Origin of the sequence: Spongiactinospora rosea, from assembly GCF_003315795.1 — a bacterium.
Lineage (GTDB): Bacteria > Actinomycetota > Actinomycetes > Streptosporangiales > Streptosporangiaceae > Spongiactinospora > Spongiactinospora rosea.
This window is the reverse complement of record NZ_QMEY01000037.1, coordinates 1-18005: the sequence shown is the minus strand read 5'-3', so window position 1 is coordinate 18005 and position 18005 is coordinate 1. Positions and strand designations below refer to the sequence as shown.

At 63.0% G+C, this 18005-nt stretch carries 16 protein-coding genes and 3 pseudogenes; 11 read left to right on the top strand and 8 right to left on the bottom strand.

All coding sequences use genetic code 11. From position 1 onward, the window contains the following. Nucleotides 1–196: 196 nt before the first annotated feature. The 4 genes and pseudogenes from DP939_RS48370 to DP939_RS49495 all read right to left on the bottom strand — a co-directional run. Nucleotides 197–512: pseudogene (locus DP939_RS48370) on the bottom strand (transposase); the annotation flags it as partial. Nucleotides 513–661: 149 nt separating this feature from the next. Further along, on the bottom strand, nucleotides 662–871 hold the full coding sequence (locus DP939_RS48365) for a transposase (protein WP_225878864.1): 210 nt from the start codon (nucleotides 869–871) through the stop codon (nucleotides 662–664). 79 nt (nucleotides 872–950) lie between these two features. Beyond that, nucleotides 951–1267, bottom strand: a pseudogene (locus DP939_RS49500) (transposase); the annotation flags it as partial. A gap of 122 nt (nucleotides 1268–1389) precedes the next feature. Then, entirely contained in the window at nucleotides 1390–1623 is a 234-nt protein-coding gene (locus DP939_RS49495; RefSeq protein ID WP_158578965.1) for a transposase, read from the bottom strand. 603 nt (nucleotides 1624–2226) lie between these two features. On the opposite strand from DP939_RS49495, the gene DP939_RS42015 reads away from it, so the two are divergent. From DP939_RS42015 to DP939_RS49490, 5 genes are all read left to right on the top strand, one after another. Continuing rightward, complete coding sequence (locus DP939_RS42015; protein WP_113986436.1) at nucleotides 2227–2589, top strand: lactococcin 972 family bacteriocin; 363 nt, start codon at nucleotides 2227–2229, stop codon at nucleotides 2587–2589. 125 nt (nucleotides 2590–2714) lie between these two features. Further along, a complete protein-coding gene (locus DP939_RS42010) occupies nucleotides 2715–4796 on the top strand; it encodes a hypothetical protein (protein WP_147268348.1) in 2082 nt (693 codons plus the stop codon). A gap of 18 nt (nucleotides 4797–4814) precedes the next feature. After that, complete coding sequence (locus DP939_RS42005; RefSeq protein WP_113986434.1) at nucleotides 4815–5480, top strand: ATP-binding cassette domain-containing protein; 666 nt, start codon at nucleotides 4815–4817, stop codon at nucleotides 5478–5480. 1190 nt (nucleotides 5481–6670) lie between these two features. Beyond that, nucleotides 6671–6829 (top strand): hypothetical protein, encoded by a 159-nt coding sequence (locus DP939_RS46560; protein WP_158578964.1) that lies wholly within the window; start codon nucleotides 6671–6673, stop codon nucleotides 6827–6829. A gap of 424 nt (nucleotides 6830–7253) precedes the next feature. Then, on the top strand, nucleotides 7254–7619 hold the full coding sequence (locus tag DP939_RS49490; RefSeq protein ID WP_113986432.1) for a lactococcin 972 family bacteriocin: 366 nt from the start codon (nucleotides 7254–7256) through the stop codon (nucleotides 7617–7619). A 1088-nt stretch (nucleotides 7620–8707) separates the two neighbouring features. On the opposite strand, the gene DP939_RS47365 is transcribed toward DP939_RS49490, so the two are convergent. After that, the gene (locus tag DP939_RS47365) at nucleotides 8708–8968 is read right to left on the bottom strand and encodes a hypothetical protein (protein ID WP_199565766.1); all 261 of its coding nucleotides are present in this window, start codon (nucleotides 8966–8968) and stop codon (nucleotides 8708–8710) included. 137 nt (nucleotides 8969–9105) lie between these two features. Between DP939_RS47365 and DP939_RS47360 the strand changes: the two genes are divergently transcribed. From DP939_RS47360 to DP939_RS45735, 4 genes are all read left to right on the top strand, one after another. Continuing rightward, the gene (locus DP939_RS47360) at nucleotides 9106–9837 is read left to right on the top strand and encodes a Mu transposase domain-containing protein (protein ID WP_199565765.1); all 732 of its coding nucleotides are present in this window, start codon (nucleotides 9106–9108) and stop codon (nucleotides 9835–9837) included. A 91-nt stretch (nucleotides 9838–9928) separates the two neighbouring features. Then, on the top strand, nucleotides 9929–10702 hold the full coding sequence (gene istB, locus DP939_RS41980; RefSeq protein WP_113986431.1) for an IS21-like element helper ATPase IstB: 774 nt from the start codon (nucleotides 9929–9931) through the stop codon (nucleotides 10700–10702). A gap of 568 nt (nucleotides 10703–11270) precedes the next feature. After that, nucleotides 11271–11639, top strand: a complete 369-nt coding sequence (locus DP939_RS41970; RefSeq protein ID WP_113986430.1) for a lactococcin 972 family bacteriocin — start codon at nucleotides 11271–11273, stop codon at nucleotides 11637–11639. 140 nt (nucleotides 11640–11779) lie between these two features. Next, nucleotides 11780–13837 carry a hypothetical protein gene (locus tag DP939_RS45735; protein ID WP_147268347.1) on the top strand — a complete coding sequence of 686 codons (2058 nt, stop codon included), beginning with the start codon at nucleotides 11780–11782 and terminating at the stop codon, nucleotides 13835–13837. 130 nt (nucleotides 13838–13967) lie between these two features. Here the strand turns inward: DP939_RS45735 and DP939_RS49485 are convergent, their stop codons facing one another. The 3 genes and pseudogenes from DP939_RS49485 to DP939_RS48360 all read right to left on the bottom strand — a co-directional run bounded on the left by DP939_RS49485 (nucleotide 13968) and on the right by DP939_RS48360 (nucleotide 15455). Next, nucleotides 13968–14111 carry a tetratricopeptide repeat protein gene (locus DP939_RS49485; protein ID WP_113986428.1) on the bottom strand — a complete coding sequence of 48 codons (144 nt, stop codon included), beginning with the start codon at nucleotides 14109–14111 and terminating at the stop codon, nucleotides 13968–13970. A gap of 83 nt (nucleotides 14112–14194) precedes the next feature. Beyond that, on the bottom strand, nucleotides 14195–14794 hold the full coding sequence (locus DP939_RS47355; protein WP_199565763.1) for a hypothetical protein: 600 nt from the start codon (nucleotides 14792–14794) through the stop codon (nucleotides 14195–14197). After that, a pseudogene (locus tag DP939_RS48360) lies at nucleotides 14718–15455 on the bottom strand (IS701 family transposase). The gene DP939_RS47355 and the pseudogene DP939_RS48360 overlap by 77 nt, the downstream one beginning before the upstream one ends. Before the next feature lie 390 nt (nucleotides 15456–15845). Here DP939_RS48360 and DP939_RS41950 point away from each other — a divergent pair. Further along, entirely contained in the window at nucleotides 15846–17789 is a 1944-nt protein-coding gene (locus tag DP939_RS41950) for a CRISPR-associated endonuclease Cas3'' (protein WP_113986466.1), read from the top strand. Nucleotides 17790–17809: 20 nt separating this feature from the next. After that, nucleotides 17810–18005, top strand: a 196-nt coding sequence (locus DP939_RS41945; RefSeq protein WP_147268346.1) for a transposase, incomplete at its 3' end; no start/stop codon positions are given.

Genomic DNA, 18005 nt, shown 5'->3' with positions numbered 1-18005 from the left:
CGACGTCACCTACCGCGAGGACGCCTCCCGCATCCGAACCGCCACAGCCCCCGCATCATGGCGAGCTTCCGGGAACCTGGCCATCGGCCTGGCCCTCTCGATCGACTGGGCCACCATCGCCGCCGCCACCGACCACTACCGCAGCCACCCAGCCGACGGCCTTCAGCTACTCGGTCTCACGACATGAGAACGCTTCAGCCTTGCCGGCGTATTGCCGCTGTACTCCGGCCGAGGCTTTGCCCTTCTTCACAAAGCCGGTCTCGTCCACGATCAGCACTTCGCCTTGGCCGAGTTGCTCGATGACGTAGCCGCGCAGGTCATCGCGTACGGCGGCCGGTGTCCCAGCGCGCGGTGCGCAGCAGGCGCTGCATCGCCTGGGGGCTGGTGAGCCCGGCGTGTTCGGCCAGGTTCCAGCAGTTCTTGCGTGCGAGGTCCGCCAGCAGTCCACGGACGTAGGCGGTGGCGGTATGACGTGGCTCGATGCAGGGACGAGTCCAGTGCCGATGAGGCAGCCGTTCAGCACGTCGTGCCAGTATTGAAGCCGTCGTAGGCCTCGCCGCACGTCGGCGATCAACTCCTGCGGGCCGGCGAGGTCGTGGTTGGCCAGGGTGGTACGCCGCAGTATCGACCAGATCCCCTCGGCCGGGTTGAGATCGGGCGCCTACGAAGGAAGCCGGTAGATCGTCAGCCAGTCCCGCTCGGCGACGTAGCGGCGCATCCCGGCGGCCAGATGGGTGTTCACGTTGTCCCACACCAGCACGATCGGACCACCGAGCTGCCGATGGGCGGCGGCGATCAGGTCGCGGTAGTAGGCCCAGGCGAAGCTCTTGCGTCCGTCGGGGCGGGGATCGGCGCACGGCCGATAGATCAACCGGGACCGCTCCCCAGGCTTGTAACAGACCAGCGCGGCCACCGGCGTAGTCGCGGGCCAGGCGGCGGCAGGCGGTCAGCCAGGCCAGTGTCCGCTCCACCACCCAGCGGCGGGCGATGACGTTGAACCCGGGCCGGTCCGCGGGCTTGCGCACGATCTCCAAGGTGGTACGCAGCCGATCGCGCGCCCAGTCGACCAGCCGCCCGGCGAACCCCTGGTTGGCGAACACATGCCGGATCGGGGTGGTCAGGTAGGCCGACAGCAGCGCGGTCTTGGCGCCGTCGCGCTCGGCCGGCTTGCGGCCAGCACCGCCACCGTGATCAGCAGGCCGGTGGTGTCGGTGACGATGAACCGCTTGCGCCCGTTGACCTTCTTCCCGGCGTCGTACCCGCGGGTGGGACGGCCCACCGCGTCGGCGCCTTTGACGCTTTGGGAGTCGATGACGGCGGCCGTTGGTTCATCGGCGCGGCCCTCCTGGCGGCGGGTCTTGACTCGCAGCTCGGTTAGGAGGGTCTCGGTTACGCCGGCGGCCTCCCATTGCTGGAAGTACCAGTACACGGTCTGCCAGGGGGCAGGTCGGTGGGCAGGCACCGCCACGGGCATCCGGAACGCACGACGTACAGGATGGCGTTGACGATCCCCCGGCGCGGATGCTTTTCCGGCCGTCCGCCGGTGTTCGGTCCGGGCAGCAGCGGCTCGATCAGTTCCCACTGGGCGTCGGTGAGATCGGAGGGGTAGCGATCAGGGGACACCGGACCAGCTTGACGGCCCCAGATCCGGTGATCACGTCGCCACGCCGGACATGAACGATCTTCTCAAACACGCACTCAGGGAACACGGTCCGTCAGCTCCCCACGACACCACACTTTCAATGTCAGTAACCGACGAGTGCCTCGCCAGAACTGGCTTGACCTTGAAATACCTCAATGCTGGCCCGCTCGACATCACAAATCGGAGATCAGTATTAGGCGGCTGTGCGTCGTAGAAAACACGTACGGCCGGCACCGCCCTGTACACGCCACCTCGGCAACAGCTTTAAGAAGGGCCGGTGGCGCAGATGTGACTCACCCTGCAGGCCTGAGTCGAAGGGTTCGGAAAGCTACTTTCCGAGCGAATTGCCTGACTGAAAGTAATCGCTATCCGCTGGTTGACAGATGCTTTGCCGATGCTGAAAAATTCTGTTCGGCGCGCCAACAAGGATACGGCGCAAACATATTGCTCCACGCGGATCGGAACGTCCTCCGCAAATTATTGTGGAACCGACGATGAAGGTCCAAGAAAGCGACATGTGCGGGCGGCTCCGAGGCAATGGCTTCGCCCGCACATGTCACAAGACACGAAAGGAAGGATACATCATGGCTCGCAACCTATTGCGAGTGTTGCTGCCGGCGCTCGCCGCAGGCGCTATCGTCGCTGGTGGTGGCACTGCCGCCCTCGCCGATGGGCCGACCGAAGGGTCGGTGGTGCTGGACGCTCCGGGCGGCGGCGTGACCACCTTGGAAGTCAAGAACGTCGGCGGAGGTCAGTGGCACTACGGGACCTCTCTCACTGAAGGCTTCTCGAACTACTACCACGAGCGGAACTGCCATGGCTCGTCGGCGGTATCAGGTAGAAACTACGTCCAAGACTACGACGTCCCGCGGCTGCAGTGGTCGCGGGCGGGGGTGTGGCGGGACGGCAAGGCCACGATCGAAGCGTACTGGCGTAACACCTGCTGAGGGTCGGTAATACTGCTCGTATCTAAGTAGTACGCCGCAGGGGTGGCGGGAAAGCACCAGAGCCTTTCGCGTCACCCCTGCATATCCGATCAAGCAGAGCCGCAGTCTTCAAAGGAGCACCTTCCATGCGTCATTATGGTGTGAAGATCGTTTATGTGGCGATGCTGGTCGTCTCGGTGCTGCTGGCGTTCCTCGTGCTGGAGGATCTCGATACCGAGCCCACGCTGGGCGAGACGGCGACCGTTTGGGTCACCGAGACCCAGGGGGCGGCCAACATCAGCCAGACAGCGAAGATGGTCACCTCCTTCGCGCGGAAGCATCGCGTGTCGGTTGTGCGTGAGGTTCATGACTTCCATAATCCGGATCGTCTTCTGCATCTGTATATCGCGACGGGCGATGATGCCTCTGCCCCAGCGTCCTGGCTGAGGCAGGGATTCTCCGCGTTTGGGCGTAGCGTACGTACTGAAACCCACATGTTCCAGGAGATCGGCTTCCCTGATCCCCGGGGCATGTACCACGTGTACGGCCCTCACAGGGCGGTAGAGCAGCTGCGTACTGAATTTGCCATGCTCGGCCTCACGGGGAAAGTGGTCGAGCCCGCCGGGCTTGGCTGGCGAATTCAGCGGTTCGCGCAGCCACCACTGGGGCCCGTCTTCATCGTCATGACGCTGAGCGTGGCGCTGATGGCGGGCGCGAGCGTGGTGCTCAGCGCCAAAGGCTACGCGATACTGCGCCTGCACGGCTTTTCCTTCGTAGCAATGCTCCGGCGGGATCTGCGGCGGCTGGGCCTGTTCTGGGGCATGGCCGTCGGCGCCGTCGCGGTGGTCACGTTGATCTTTCTCGGTCTGTACAACGGGTTCACACGCCTAGGGCTATTTGCGTTGGTCGCGGGTGCTCTGGCGGGTACGCTCACAGTGCTTGCCCTGTTCGCCCACACCGGTGCGCTCGCCCTGGTCCTCCGTGGTCGCCTCCAGGGGGGCCTGAAGGGAGAGTTGGCTTCCGGCCCAGCACTGGTGGGCGCCTACCTGGTCCGTCTCACCGCCGCGCTGCTCGTCTTCGTCGTTGGCGGCATTGCCCTGACCGCCGGACACGATGTCGCGCGTCGGCAGCAGAGTCAGCCATTCTTCGCAGCACTCGGCGAGGCAACCTATATCAGCTTGACTGGGAGCCGAACGGCTGAGACTGGGCAGGAAATGGCGCGGCAGGTCGGACAGTGGCTGCGCCGAGCTGACCGGCGGGGGGAGATCATCGTTGCCTATCGGTGGCCGTTGGAATGGTTTGGCGGTCGAGGGGGAAGTATTCACGAGGGGGATCTACTGTTCGTCAACGATACCTTCCTGGCCAGACAGCCGATCTTGGACTCGTCTGGGAAACGATACCGCCCAGGTCTGGAGGGTCGGGTGCGGGTCATCGTGCCGAAGCGATTGCGCGCGTATGCGGACACAATCACCCAGAGCGTCCCGGAGTGGATCAGTCCTGAAGATAAAGGGAAGCGGGTGCGTCGGGCCGGAGTAGACCGAGTATGGGCCAAAGACGGCCAAACGGTTTTCGCATACAGCTCCGCGAACACGATGGAGGCGCTGGATCGTTCTTTGCTACGCGATCCAGTTCTAGTCGTTCTCCCCAATGGGACCCGCCTCGTGTCCGACGGCGGCTACACGGCGATGGCGACCAAAGAGGGCGTCATCTTCCTCGACCCCCGCGATGTGGTGGCTGCTCTAGAGCGCGAGGTGCCGCGTGAGCACATCAGCGAGATGAACCCGGTCGCGCAGCGAGCGGCCGAAGACTACGCCGAGGCCACGCACGTGTTGCGGCTGAGCCTACTCAGCCTAGCCGCCGCCGTGGCCGTGCTCTTTATTGCCGGGATGGGAGTGTGCGTGATCTATACGCGGAAGAACGCGCAGGCTGTGTTCGCTAAGTACATCAGCGGGTGGTCGTTTGTGCGTATTCATCGCCGGCTGCTTGCGCTGGACGCAGTGACTGCGGCCGGGCTGCTGGCCTGGGTTGGCTGGGGCATTTGGAGTAGGGTAGCGGCTTTGGAGGAGTTCGCAGCTTTAGGGGTGCCACCACCGCCCGGTCTGCCGGAAGTGGGCACGTGGCAGCTCGCTCCAGCAGCCGGAATTGCTTTGGTGGCCGCTATCCTCCTATTGGCCGTGCTCGGCATTGCCCACCGCCAGATCATCCAGAAGCACGCCGCCGACGTCTGAACCCTGAGGAGCTTAACCATGCTCGAGGTCAGGAACCTGTCCAAGTCCTTCGGTCGACGCACACTGTGGTCCGGCCTTAACCTGACCATCAACGGCGGTGAAATGCTGGCCGTGACCGGTCCTAGCGGGGCGGGCAAGTCCACCTTCCTTAATTGCATCGGCCTCCTCGAATCACCAACAAGCGGGCAGATTCTGTACGAAGGCGGGGACATCACTCGATTCAGCAGGAGAGCAAGATGTCGCTTCCGTCGCGATGTTCTCGGCTATCTCTTCCAAAGCTACGCGCTGATCGAGAGCGCTACGGTGGCCGACAACCTTGAGATCGCGGTCAGGAACCGGAGGGATCGAGGCTCCCGCTGTCGTGAGGCACTGGAACGAGTGGGTCTGACCGGGCGAGAGAAGGAAAAGATCCACCACCTTAGCGGTGGTGAACAACAACGTGTCGCCCTAGCCCGCGTGCTGGCCAAACGGCCCGCCCTCATCCTCGCCGACGAACCGACCGGTGCGCTCGACAAGGACAACGCTGCCGTGGTTATCGACACACTTCGAGAGATGAGTGATGCTGGATGCGTAGTGATAGTGGCCACGCATAGTGACTACATTTGTGGCCGATGCGACGCCATCTTTACCGTCGGCTCGACTGAACCTGAACAGGTCGCCCAGAGTGGAATAAAAGGTATATAAACAGAGGTCCGCGCCATCGCGGTATAGTGTAATACTATATATTACTTATCAAGAGCTGGAAGTGGAATGCTCGGCGCGCCAGGGCACGCAGGCGGTGACCACGGAAACCCCGGCCGCACTTTTAGATTCCCGCAACCTTGCAGGACCCTGCACTTCAAATCTACATCGCAACCAAAGGTAAGCGTGAAACTGCTTCATCGGGCCGGATGGATCGCCCTGACTAAGCTGGGGCTGGCACTGAACTTTTAAGGGAGCGCTTTAACCAGGTCAGGCTGTCCTCATCGGTCCCGGAGGGGGCCGGCGCCCTGGCAGGACGCTTGGTCAGGCAGGGCAATGCCTTAAATATCGCCGCTGGCTGGGGAAGTTCAAGTCTATAATGGGGCCATCTACCGGGGCATCGTCCAGTACTACTGCTGGTCGGCAGCATGAGCCCCTCACCCAATCCGGTGATCGTTTCTGGTCACAGCACTAGGTGTCGAAGATGGCGGCCAGATTCAAGGCCATGGCCAACAAGCGGCGCAAAAGCCTCGTGGTCTGCACTGCCTGCCATGACCACATCCACACGGGGCAGCCAGTCTTACCGCTCACGCAGTAATCATTGGAGAGCCGGATGATCGGGAAACCATCACGTCCGGTTCGGCGGAGGCCGCGCGGAAAAGGATCAGCTCTACGCTGACAGCTCGTCGCGCGGCCGTCCCATTGGCCCGGCTGACCGCCCGCCGCCGCCTGGCCCGCGACTATGAACGCGATCCCGCCGTCTCCGAGGCGCTCATCCGCAGCGCCGCCATCGCCGGTATGACCCGCCGCCTCACCCGAGGCGGACCTGCACGGCGGCAACCCCGATACGTCTGTCCCTGAACCACGAAAACGATCTTTTCAAGCACGCACTGAGTTTCAGTCGATCCGGTGGTGTTCGGAGTGGACGAGGGCGAGGAGGCCGATCCGACTTGGGCTGAGCGTGCTGTGTTGCAGGGCGGTCCAGCACCCGGTGAGGAGCGCGAAGCCGCGTTCACCGCGGCTGCGGAGCACGCGTTATAAGGCGTTACGGGTGCGGTTGCCCGAGCCGAGGACGTTGCCGCCAGCGGACTGCCGGAACGGCACCATAATGCCTTGCCTGCACCTTAATAACCGGGGTCGACCAGGACGGGCAAGGGCTTGGCGTGGGGGTAGGGGACGAGCAGGATATGGCGATGGGCGGCTTGCAGGTCGCTGATGCCGTCGGGTTCGACATCGCTGATCCAGAGGGGAAGGCTGCCGAGTTCGAAAGTGGCTGGACGTTGCTGCCGAAGTCGCCGATCTTGCCGGATTTCCAGGCGCCGACGGTTTCGCCTTTCGCACTGGTGGTTTGATGCGACAACGGTCGGTGGCGAAGATCTTGCCGTCGAGGACCAGGTGAAGCGTGCCTAACGGTCGTGCGTTCCAGGGGTTGGTGGAGTCCGGGGGCCCGGACAGCGAGAGCGTCGATCGCCTTGTGCAGGTAGCGGCAGGGGGTGGCCTGGGACAGGCCGAAGGCGATGCAGTTGGAAGCGCCGGTCTTGTTTGGGTGTTCCGCCCGCGCGTTGCCGGCGATCTGCACAAATGTGCAGCGAGGCTTCAATAATAGCGAAAGCGGATCATGACGCGACCTATCAATAGGGGCGCCAATTGGCATCAAGGGTGACAATGAATGCTTTATCGACTAAACTTATGCTTGTCGTCCTATAGGGGCGACGTGGGCATGCCTACCCCCCCAAAGGTGATCAATACTGCCCATCAACCACGAAAGGAAGTGTTGTGCTAATTACCAGACAGATTTTTCTTGCTGCCGCCGGATTGGCGGCGGTCGGTGCCCTCTTCACGGCGGGAGCTGGTGCGGCGGTCGCTGAACCCGCTCCTACACCTGGCCCGGTCTCGTTTCACTCGAGGCCCGACTTCAATACCTTTGGTATCGTGCACGTGGGTGGCGGTATCTGGGACTCCGGCATTGACTCCAGTAAGGTATGGTCCAACTACTTCCATGGCGGCAAATGCCATGGCTCATTCGCGCGGGGCAGGACCTTCGTGCGCGACTGGAATGTCCCGGCGGGTCAGTGGTCGAAAGCTTCGGCTGAAATGAGTGTGAGCGAGGCAAACGAGGTGGCCTGGGCGAACAGCTGCTGATTCGCCGAAGCTGACTTTCAGTATAATCATGCACGACTGCATTCCCGGGAGGTGTAGCATGCTTTCGCTCGCCTTCCGGGAGTGTACCTAGGATCATGTCCTAGATTGACAAGGTTCAAGCAATGGCGGGTGGCGATCGCGCATTCGAGGCCATGCGAATACTGATTTCCAATTCGTGGTGTCGAGCGTGTCGGTATTGAGGTCTTTCAAGGCCGAGCCGGTTCCCGGGAGCCCTCTCGATCAGGTACCGCCAGCACTGAGTGTATCTGCTGTCGAGCGGTCTCGTAGTTCTGGAGCATCGCGATGGCCTTGCATGGGCAGTCGGCCTCGCCCGGATAGCAAGGGTGAATCGTCCCGACTCTGATGGAGACCTCAACGGTTGATTGCTTTAGGTTTGCTGGGCTGGCGTTGAGTGCAGCAGGGGGCACCGTACTCGTCCGGCGCCAGATGGCCGATCGCTGAGTGCAGGCAAGTAGAGTTAAACGAGGCCAGCCCTCTGGCAGTGGCCAGTTCGGCAACGGTCAGGCTCCGCCAGAGGACCTCGCGGTTTAATCAGTTCGGTCTTGTACAAGCCGATCTGGGTTTCCATCAGGGCGTTGTCGAGCGCGTTGCCGACGGTGCGATGGAGGCGTCGATCTCGGTTGCCGTCAGATGCGAGGCCTATCCAGTGACCGGCTCCGGACCTCAACCCGGCCGTGGGGATCTGGTCGATCCTGCGGCGTACGAGCCTGGCCAACCGCGACTTCGCCGGCCCGCAGGTGTCGGTGTACGACTTCCAGTACAGAGGCAGGTACAAGTAAACGTGCAGAGGGGCGCAGGCGCGTCGCCCAGTTGGCCGGCTGAGGATCGGAGAGCCTGCCAGGAGGTGTCGATCACCCTGGAGGTGAGCGATGATGCAGGAAGCGGAGCGGTGGCTTGAACTGCGCCGATTCCGCGCGCTGCGGGACGCCGGGGCCACGATCTCCGAAATCGCCCGGGAGACAGGGCTGAACTGGCGGACGGTCAAGAAGTACCTGCAGGAAGATGGGTCCCGCCGCGCCGCCGGTGGCGGCCGCTCGACCAGGCCGGAGCAATCAGGTGATCCCTCCCTACGCGCCGATATCGATGCCTGGCTGCGAGCGGATATCCTGCTGAAGGGCACTGTGATCCACGAGCGGCTGGTCGAGGAGTACGGGTTCGCCGGCCATTGCCAGCGGGTCAAGTTCTACCTGCAGCAAGCCCGGCCGCGGATCGCTTTGGAGTTGGGCTACACCACCAGCGAACTGGCTCGGCTGCACCGCCGGTTCGAGGTGGTACCCGGCGCGCAGGCCCAGGTGGACTGGGGTGATGAGGGTGGCATCCTCACGCACATGGGCACCACCAAGGTCTACTCCTTCCACATGGTGCTGTCGTATTCGCGGGATCCGTTCTGCTGCTTCACCACCAGCATGGACCTGGCTACTTTCTGGGCCTGTCACCGTCGCGCGTTTTCACCCATTTCGGCGGCGTGCCCGGCTCGATCGTCTACGACCGCACCAAGACTGTCATCCGGCGGCACGTCGCCCCCGGCCAAGCTGTGCCGCTGCATCCGGAGGCGGTGGCGTTCGCCGGGCACTACGACTTCGACATCGACGTGCTGGCCGCCTACCGGCCCACCGGCGAAGGACGGGTCGAGCGGCAGGTCACCATCGTGCACGACCATGTCCTCGCCGGGCGCTCTTTCTCCTCTCGGCCCGAGCTGGATGAGGCGTTCTTGGCCTGGGTACCGCTGCGGCGACGCCGTACTCACGGCACCCACGGGGAGGTGATCGGCGTCCGCGCCGCCCGCGATCACGCGGCGCTCAAGCCGCTGCCCGCCCGCCCCTACCACATGGTCAACCGGCACCTGCGGCACGTTGGCAAGGGCTGCTTGGTCGCCTTTGAGGCCAATCTCTACTCGGTGCCCGCGCGCAAGGTGTTCCACCGCCAGCTGATCGAGGTACGCGCCTCGGCGGCCACCATCAGCCTGCACGCCACCGTCCCTGACGGCCAAGGCGTCACCTTGCTGGCCATCCACCCTCGCGCGGTCGGCCGCGGCGCCCGCGTCGTCGTCCCCGCGCACTGGGACGGCCTGCCCGACGGATACACCCGGGCAACGACCACCAGCCACGAAGACAGCCCGGCCGCCCAGGCCGGCGAACCAGGTAAGCCCGACACCGCGCTGCGGTTCCGCTGGCCCGCGCCGACGCAGTCTGGGTGACCGTCGGACGACGCCCCTTGTCGGTTTATGACGAGATCACCGGCACCGGCCCGTCCACCACACCTACCACCGCGAGTTGAAGGACACGATCGTGAGTGAGCTGGTCACCACCCGCATCCGCGCCACCGCCATCAAGCTCGGACTGCCGCACCTGGCCGATGCCCTGTCCGCGCACCTGTCACGCGCCGTCGCCGCGCAGATGGGCTACCTGGACTTCCTGGACCTGCTGCTGGAAGAAGAACTCGCCGTCCGCGAGGAACGCCGCCTGCGACATGCGCTGCGCATCTCCAAGATGCCCCATCACAAGACCCTCGACGGATACGACTTCTTCTACCAGCCTGAACTCGACCCCCGACGCGTCCGCGACCTGGCCACGCTCGCCTTCGTCGAGGCCAAGGCCAACGCCGCCCTGCTCGGCCCACCCGGAGTCGGCAAGACCCATATCGCCGTCGCGTTCGCAGTCGCCGCCTGCCGCGCCGGGTTCACCATCTACTTCACTACCCTGGACGACATGGTCCGCCAGCTCAAAGCCGCCAACGCGATCGGCCGGCTGGCCGGCAAGCTCCGCACTTACCTGCGCCCCCACATCCTGGTACTGGACGAGGTCGGCTACCTGCCCCTGGATCGCGACGAGGGCAACCTGGTCTTCCAGATGATCTCCAAGCGCTACGAGAAGGGCTCGATCATTCTGACCTCTAACAAGGCCTTCAGTGAATGGGGCCAAGTTTTCGGCGATGAGGTCTTGGCCACCGCGATCTTGGACCGGCTGCTCCACCACTGCGAGGTCATCGCGATCAACGGACCCAGCTACCGGCTCAAGAACCGGCTGGCCGCCGTCGAGACCCATGTCGCCGTGGCCGGTTGACTGGCATGACGACGCCGTCCAACACCCCGGTCTCGTGTTGCACGCCGCAGATCGGCATGCATCCTGTCGAGCGAGCCGCGCTCGCACGACTCCTGCTCAGGTGATCGCTCTCTGATATGCAGATCATTCTGCACGTTTAGTCGTACTCGCCTCTGCACACCAATGAGTACGCCGACTGCAAGAGTTGATCGCCGCCGTGCGGCGGGGCTTACGACGGCTTCAATACCGCCACGACGTGCTGAACGGCTGCCTCGTCGGCACTGGACTCGTCCCTGCCCCGTTATGACGACACCACGCATTTAACCTCAGTAGCAGGGGATTGTGTGACCCTGGTAACACGAATGAGAGGCCACTTCGGTGGCGTGCACAGATCTCTTGGAATATTTTGGCCGGTAGCCTTCCGTGCAGGAGTCGTGACATCGCTCCAAGCTAAAAGCTCGGACCATTTTCAAGCGTGGAAATTTAGCCCTCTATCGATTAGGCTGTTGATTGCCAGCAAACGGGGCGATGGGGGACACCCCCCTTAAGTCCTGATCCGTGCTATTCATCGGTCATAAAAGGGAGGATCATGGAAGCCTTCAGGTTAATTCTCCTCATGGGGACAGGTGTGGCTGCGGCCAGTGCTATCTTTGCGGTAGGAGCTGGCGCAGCGGTCGCCGAGCCCGCTCCCGCCCCCACTTCCGGCTCCGCTTTGCTTGACTCGCAGGCAGATGCCAGGACGCTCGAGATCGAGCAGGTCGGCGGCGGTACATGGAGTTACGGCGTCAACTCCCGAGATGCGTGGTCGAACTACTACCACGGAGCCCTTTGCCACGGCTCCTCGGTACAAGGCACGATTTACATGCGCGACTGGAACGTCGCAGCGGGATACTGGTCTGAAGCGATCGCTCCTAGCAAGCCAGTCGGAAATAAGGCCTACTGGCGGAACACCTGCTGAGCGTCAGCCATAACCATCGGCACGCGCTATTTTAGAAAGTAAGCTGTCGGGGGCAGGCGTGAAACGCTTGCCCCTCGACGGGCAGTCGGATCGAGCCTTGGTGTGACAAGCCCCACCGAGTGGCGGATGATGGGCGATCGATGCTGCATCGCGGAACTAAATTTGTACACGCGGCAATTCTGGCGCTCGCGGGTGTGCTGGCCTTCTTTGGAGTGAAGAATGCTGAGGAGTGGGGGGTACTTGGCCAATCGGCTACTGTCTGGGTGACCGATGCTGCGAATGTTCAGGGATACCAAGTCAGCAATACGGTGATAGCGATTGCGCGCGCTCACGGGGTCGCTGTGGCGCGCGAGATCCCAGATCTCTTACATCCCGAGTCTCGGCGCCATCTCTATCTCATGCCAGGCGATCCGGAATCGTCGCCGGCATTTCTAGCAGAGGGTTTTCCATCGTTCAGTCGCGACATGCGGACGGATGTTCATCCAATTGACGAGATCGCCAATCGAGACCCACGGGGCTTTTACTATGTCTTCGGTTCGCCGCAGGAAGCGCTAGTACTTCATGACGCGTTCACGAGTCTCGGCCTCACTAGTAAGGTGGCCCTGAGCCCTGGTTTATTCCAGATCATCAAATACGTTGGGAGCGGCGTACTGTCGCAGGCATTCCTTGCTATTTTGCTGGCCGCTGTGGTTACGATCGGATCGTGCGTGTTGCTGAATGCCCGATCGTACGGGGTGCTACGCCTGCACGGGATAAGCTTCTTTGGAATATTTGCACGTGACATCCGGAAGCTCTTGATGTTCTGGCTTGTCGCCGCAGGGTTAGTAGTGGCGACGGCCCTCACGTTCCTATGGATCTATAACGGACTTGAACGGCTCAGCCTATTTGCCCTGATAGCCTGTGGAATCTGGCTTTCACTCGCCCTGCCGGCAATCGCCGCGCATGCGATAGCGCTGAAGCTGACTTTCCGTACTTCCATCGTTCGTGCCGTCAAAGGTGAATTGGCCGTCCGATGGGCAATGGCCTGCGGCTACATGGTGAGGTTACCCGCTGTGCTGCTGACGCTTTCCGTTGGCCTGAGCTGCGTCCACGCAGGGCAAGAGGTCCTCAATCGTGCGGCCGACCGTAGGGTGTTTGCCCAGCTCGGGAATGCCGTCACAGTCAAGCTCAGCGGGAGCTTCGCTCGCGAGGCGGAAGGTGAGATCACCACGGCGGTGGGGCGTTGGGTCCGTCGAGCCGACAAGGCAGGGCAGATCATTTTGGTACATCCTTCCCTGATCCACCAGAGGGTTCCCCAGGCCAGGTCCGCCTTGATCGTTAACCAAACCTTCATCGCTAAGCAGGGCGTCATGAATCCCACGGGCCATCTCTACCAACTGCGGCCGCAAGGCAAAGAGAATCTACAACTCATTGTGCCGCAGGCCCTAGCGTCTCATACATCCTCGATACTCGCGGCGGTGCGGGAGGAATTGAGTGCCACAGACAAGGCAGGGGCACGGATCGAGGCCGAGACGCTGCCAGCGAAGACCGGCCAGATGGTGTTCACCTACGGTGCGACTCGAAGCATTGGGCAGGGCAGCTCCGTAGTGGAGGATCCCGTACTAGTGGTAGTTCCTAACGGCTCAACCATCGTGTCCGACGGTGCGTACACCGCATCGGTAACCCATGACGAGGTCATCTTTACAGACCCGCAGGATGTGCTCCATGAGCTGAACGACCCCCAGCTACGCGGAGTGGTGTTGGCACTAAGCCCGGTTGCCGAGAAGTCTGCCGTTGAGTACCGAAGAGTGATCCTTGAACTCCGTCTCAGCGCTGTCACTCTAGCTTTGGCATTGGCAGTGCTTTTTATGGCCGCCATCGGGGTCAGCATCGTCCACACCCGCAAGAATGCGCAGGCCGTGTTCGTCAAGCACATCAGCGGGTGGCGGTTCCTTGCTATCTATCGCGTGATGTTCGGCGCCGAGCTACTTTTGCTCACGCTCCCCTTGATATGGACCACCTGGCAGAAGTGGGACGTCAGCCACCAAGTGGCCGCATACACGGCGGCGGGCCTGCCGCCTCCGCCGCGTCTTCAAGCCCCCGAAGTATGGGAGACTCTCCTTGCTGCAGAAGTGGCGGGAACTGGATTACTCATGATATTCACCGCACTGGCAGTCTTTCATCGTCGAATTGTTCATGAAGGGGCGGCGGTGGCCTGATGCGACGTTATTGATCAACGCGATAGATGGAGCAGGTGGCGGGCTGGCCGCCGAGCGTCGGGCCTTCCGCGAGCGATTACGGATCCAGGCCGCCGAACGATTCACTCGGGGGGCGACAACAAGGACATCGTCACAGGCACGAGTCTAAATCCTCACGGACCTTCTTGATCAGCGGATGATCGCCGCTCAGCACCCGCTCGCAGTCAGTGACCGTCTCCTCGAACAGGGGGATCGCCCGGCCCACATCCCCCGCCTTCTGATAGGCGCAGGCCAGGTAGCGGTAGTCCGTTGAATCAAGGTGGGTGGTAGAGGTCTATGCCTTGGCCTGCGTGAACGGCGTCGAGAAGGGCTTGTAACTCAGAGGGTAGGGGCGCTTGCGACCATGCTTTCCACCAGCGTGTGAGCGCGATAGAAGGGGTCAGCCAGCTGTGGAGGTTGCGCAGGGTGTGGGGCCAGCTGGGTGTGGGTGGTGCCGATGGGCCGGTTTGCGGTGGCTGGGATGTCGGGCGGCTGCCCCCTCTCAAGGTTGGGGTCCGGATCAGGGCGGGGTGGGGAAGCCAGTTCGGGCGGGTCGGTGAACCGGTTTGCCCAGCAGAAGGTGAACGCGCACAAGACCAGGGTTTGGTGACGGCGGATGGCCAGATCGGAGCGGACCTGGAAGTCGGCCCAGTCCAACTCGTCCTTGACCTGCTTGTAGCCCTGTTCGACCCAGTGCCGCAATCCATAGAGGCGTACCAGCTCTGCCAGGTCGGCGGGCAAGTGCGCAGACTCGGACACGCGTGGCCCTCCGGGGCGGGGCAGGTTGGTGGCCAGATACCAAGTGGCCTTGTCCGGCAGGGTGGCCGGGTCGAGAGTGGCGGTCACCAGCCGGGTGGTCCCATCAGGTCCCCAGAACCCCAGGCTCGCCTCGGCCGCCCACCAGGTCTCGACATGCCCATCGCGGAAACGCCGCTGCACCGGCCGTCCAGCCGCCGGGTGCCTGCGGCCCGTCCCAGGCAAGCATGGCGGCGGCGTCGCGGGGTGTGTGGGCATCGGTGCCATAAGCCCACGTGCCGCGCTTCGGGCGCACCGCCATCACCCAGCCCAAGCCCACCGTACGCAGCTCACCACGGAAATCGTCAAGGTCACCATAGGCGCAGTCGGCCGGTACGGCGCGAAAGGCCATCCCCGCCGTGACGGCACGCCCTGCCAGTTCCACGGCGATCTGCCACTTGGTGCGGAAGACCGTATCGTTCTTTCCCCCCGCGCGAAGTGGCGAGCCGGCGTGCAGGGCCGGGCATGCAACGGACAGTAGATCCGCTCATCGGCACAGCGTGGTCACCGTGACGATGCCGCTGTCGGTCTTGCCATACCGGCCCAGCCATTGGCGGCCCACATGCGCCGTGGCGGTGCCGTCTTTGCGGTCTCCACTGTCATCGATCACCAGCACTCCGCCAGCGTGCGGCGCGGTCGCACGCTGGTCCCGCAGCAACTCCAGCCGCCGGTCATTCACTCGATCAGGATCCCAGCACAACTCGGACAGAAAGTACTGCACCCGCTGAGCCGCCGCGCTCTTGGAGCCAACCACCGGCTCCGCCCCGGCCAGTGCCGGGGCCGTCTTGTTGCGATCCCGCGGCATCAGCAAACCCACCACATACTCCCGAAACCCACGCCGCTGCCCCAGATGCGTGAACATATCATCGAACCGGCTCGCGTACTCCTCCAACGGCCCTGGCGCAGGCGGACACGGCTTGGTCTTGGTCATCGCCCCAGCTCCCTTCAAACGGAAGCCCCCGCACCAAGCTTCTACCCGCGCCCACATCTTGATCTAACGGACTACCGGTAGGCGGGCGGACAGTGGGTGGGATCTTCTGCATAAACTGTCCGATATTGCACATCTATGGCATGTTGGGCGAATGTAAGCATAATTCGTGGCCCTAGGCGATATTTCTAACGACTGTATTGCGGTTTGATAAGGGTTCGAGGTTTAGTAGTTCTTTGCGATGGGCTCGTGTCCTTGGATGGCTTCATGATCGACGAGCCGTCAGGTGGTCGCTTCGTTGACGGGCTTTCGGGGCCGGCGCGGACTGTTTGGGCCAAGCATGACTGGGACAGCGAAGGCTGGTTGCCTCTGTGGCGGCACATGGCCGACAGCGGGGCTGTCGCTGAGTTGCTCTGGGATCAGTGGGTTCCCCGGCAGGTGCGTCAGGTGATCGCCGCCGATCTCCCCGATGGAGAGGCGGATGCGCGCATCTTGCTCATCTGGCTGGCGATGAGCCACGACATCGGTAAGGCCACGCCCGCGTTCGCGTGCCAGGTGGATTCACTCGCTCAATCGATGCGGGACGCTGGCTTGGACATACCGCAACAGAAGCTGTTGTTTGACCGCAAGTTCGCACCCCATGGTCTGGCCGGGCAGGTACTGCTTCAGGAGTGGCTTACCGAACGGTATGGGTGGCGACGGCCTGCCACCCTTCAATTCGTTGTGGTCGTTGGCGGTCATCATGGAATCCCTCCCACTCATAGCGATATCAAAGAAGCGCGTACTCGTCCGCACTTGCTCAGGACCTCGGGCTGCGCGTCGCTTTGGCGGAGTGTGCAGTGGGAAATCCTTGATAAATGCGCTCAGGAAAGCTCTGTCCATGACCGGCTCGACGCATGGCGGGACGTCAAGCTTTCTCAGCCCGCGCAGGTATTGCTCAGCGCGCTGGTCATCGTCTCCGACTGGATCGCCAGCAATGCCGATTTGTTCCCCTACTTCCCAGACGCACAAAGGGTTGGCGACAGGGAACGTGTGGAGGCCGCCTGGCGAGGACTGGACCTGCCGCCTCCGTGGCAGGCGGCCGTCACTGCTGACGACCCTGCCGAGTTGTTCGCGTCTCGGTTTCAGCTTCCGCCAGGGGCGACGATCCGGCCGATTCAAGAGCGGGCTGTTTCGGTCGCCCGGGCGATGAAGACGCCTGGGCTGATGGTGATCGAGGCACCGATGGGGGAGGGGAAGACGGAGGCGGCACTGGCCGTCGCGGAGGTTTTCGCAGCCGGTTCGGGAGCGGGTGGTTGTTTCGTCGCGTTGCCGACCATGGCCACCAGCAACGCGATGTTCCCTCGCTTGCTGGAGTGGCTGGAACGGCTTCCGGATGCGGAAGTCGCTCCCGGGCCGCGTTCGGTACTGCTGGCGCATTCTAAGGCGGCGCTCAACGAGGAGTACGCCGGCCTTCTGCGAGTCGGCCGACAGGCCATCCGGGGTGTGGAGCCCGATGGCGGCTGCGATCAGTGGTCGCATCGTAGCGACCATCTGGCGTCCTCAGCCGAATTGATCGCTCACCAATGGCTGCGCGGGCGGAAGAAGGGGATGCTGGCCTCGTTCGCGGTCGGCACGATCGACCAGTTGCTGTTCATGGGGCTGAAGAGTCGTCACTTGGCACTGCGACACCTGGCTCTGGCGGGCAAGGGCGTCATCATCGACGAGGCACATGCCTATGACACCTATATGAACTCCTACCTGGATCGGGTTCTGTCGTGGCTGGGGGCGTATCGGGTGCCGGTCGTGGTGTTGTCGGCGACACTTCCCGCCCGGCGGCGCCGTGAGCTGGTCGAGGTGTACTCAGGTGCAACTGGCTTCGCCGAGGTGGAGCAGGCGGTCGGCTACCCGTTGCTGACGGCTGTCGAGCGCCACGGGCGGCCGTTGCTCGAAGCGGTCGAGCCGTCCGGCCGCGGTGTCGAGGTCCATTTGGAGTGTCTGGACGACGACCTCGGCGTACTGGCCGATCGGCTGTCCCTCGAGCTGGCGGAAGGTGGCTGTGCGCTCGTCGTACGCAACACCGTGGACCGGGTACTGGAGACTGCGGATCACCTGCGGCGACGGTTCGGGGAGCAGCAGGTCACCGTGGCCCACGCCCGTTTCCTGGACCTGGACCGGGCGGAGAAGGACGCCGAGTTGCTGGATCACCCCGGGTTGGTTGGAGGCTCCTGAACCTGGAAGGGTGAGGAGCTATGGCACCACCGAGGAAGTACAGCTCCGAACTGCGTGAACGTGCGGTTCGGATGGTCTTTGAGCTTCGTGAGCAGACGGGCGAGCGGACAGGCGCGATCGCCCGGGTCGCAGACAAGCTCGGGGTGCATCGGGAGGCGTTGCGGACGTGGATCCGGCAGGCCGAGGTCGATGACGGGCAGCGTCCGGGCCGGACGA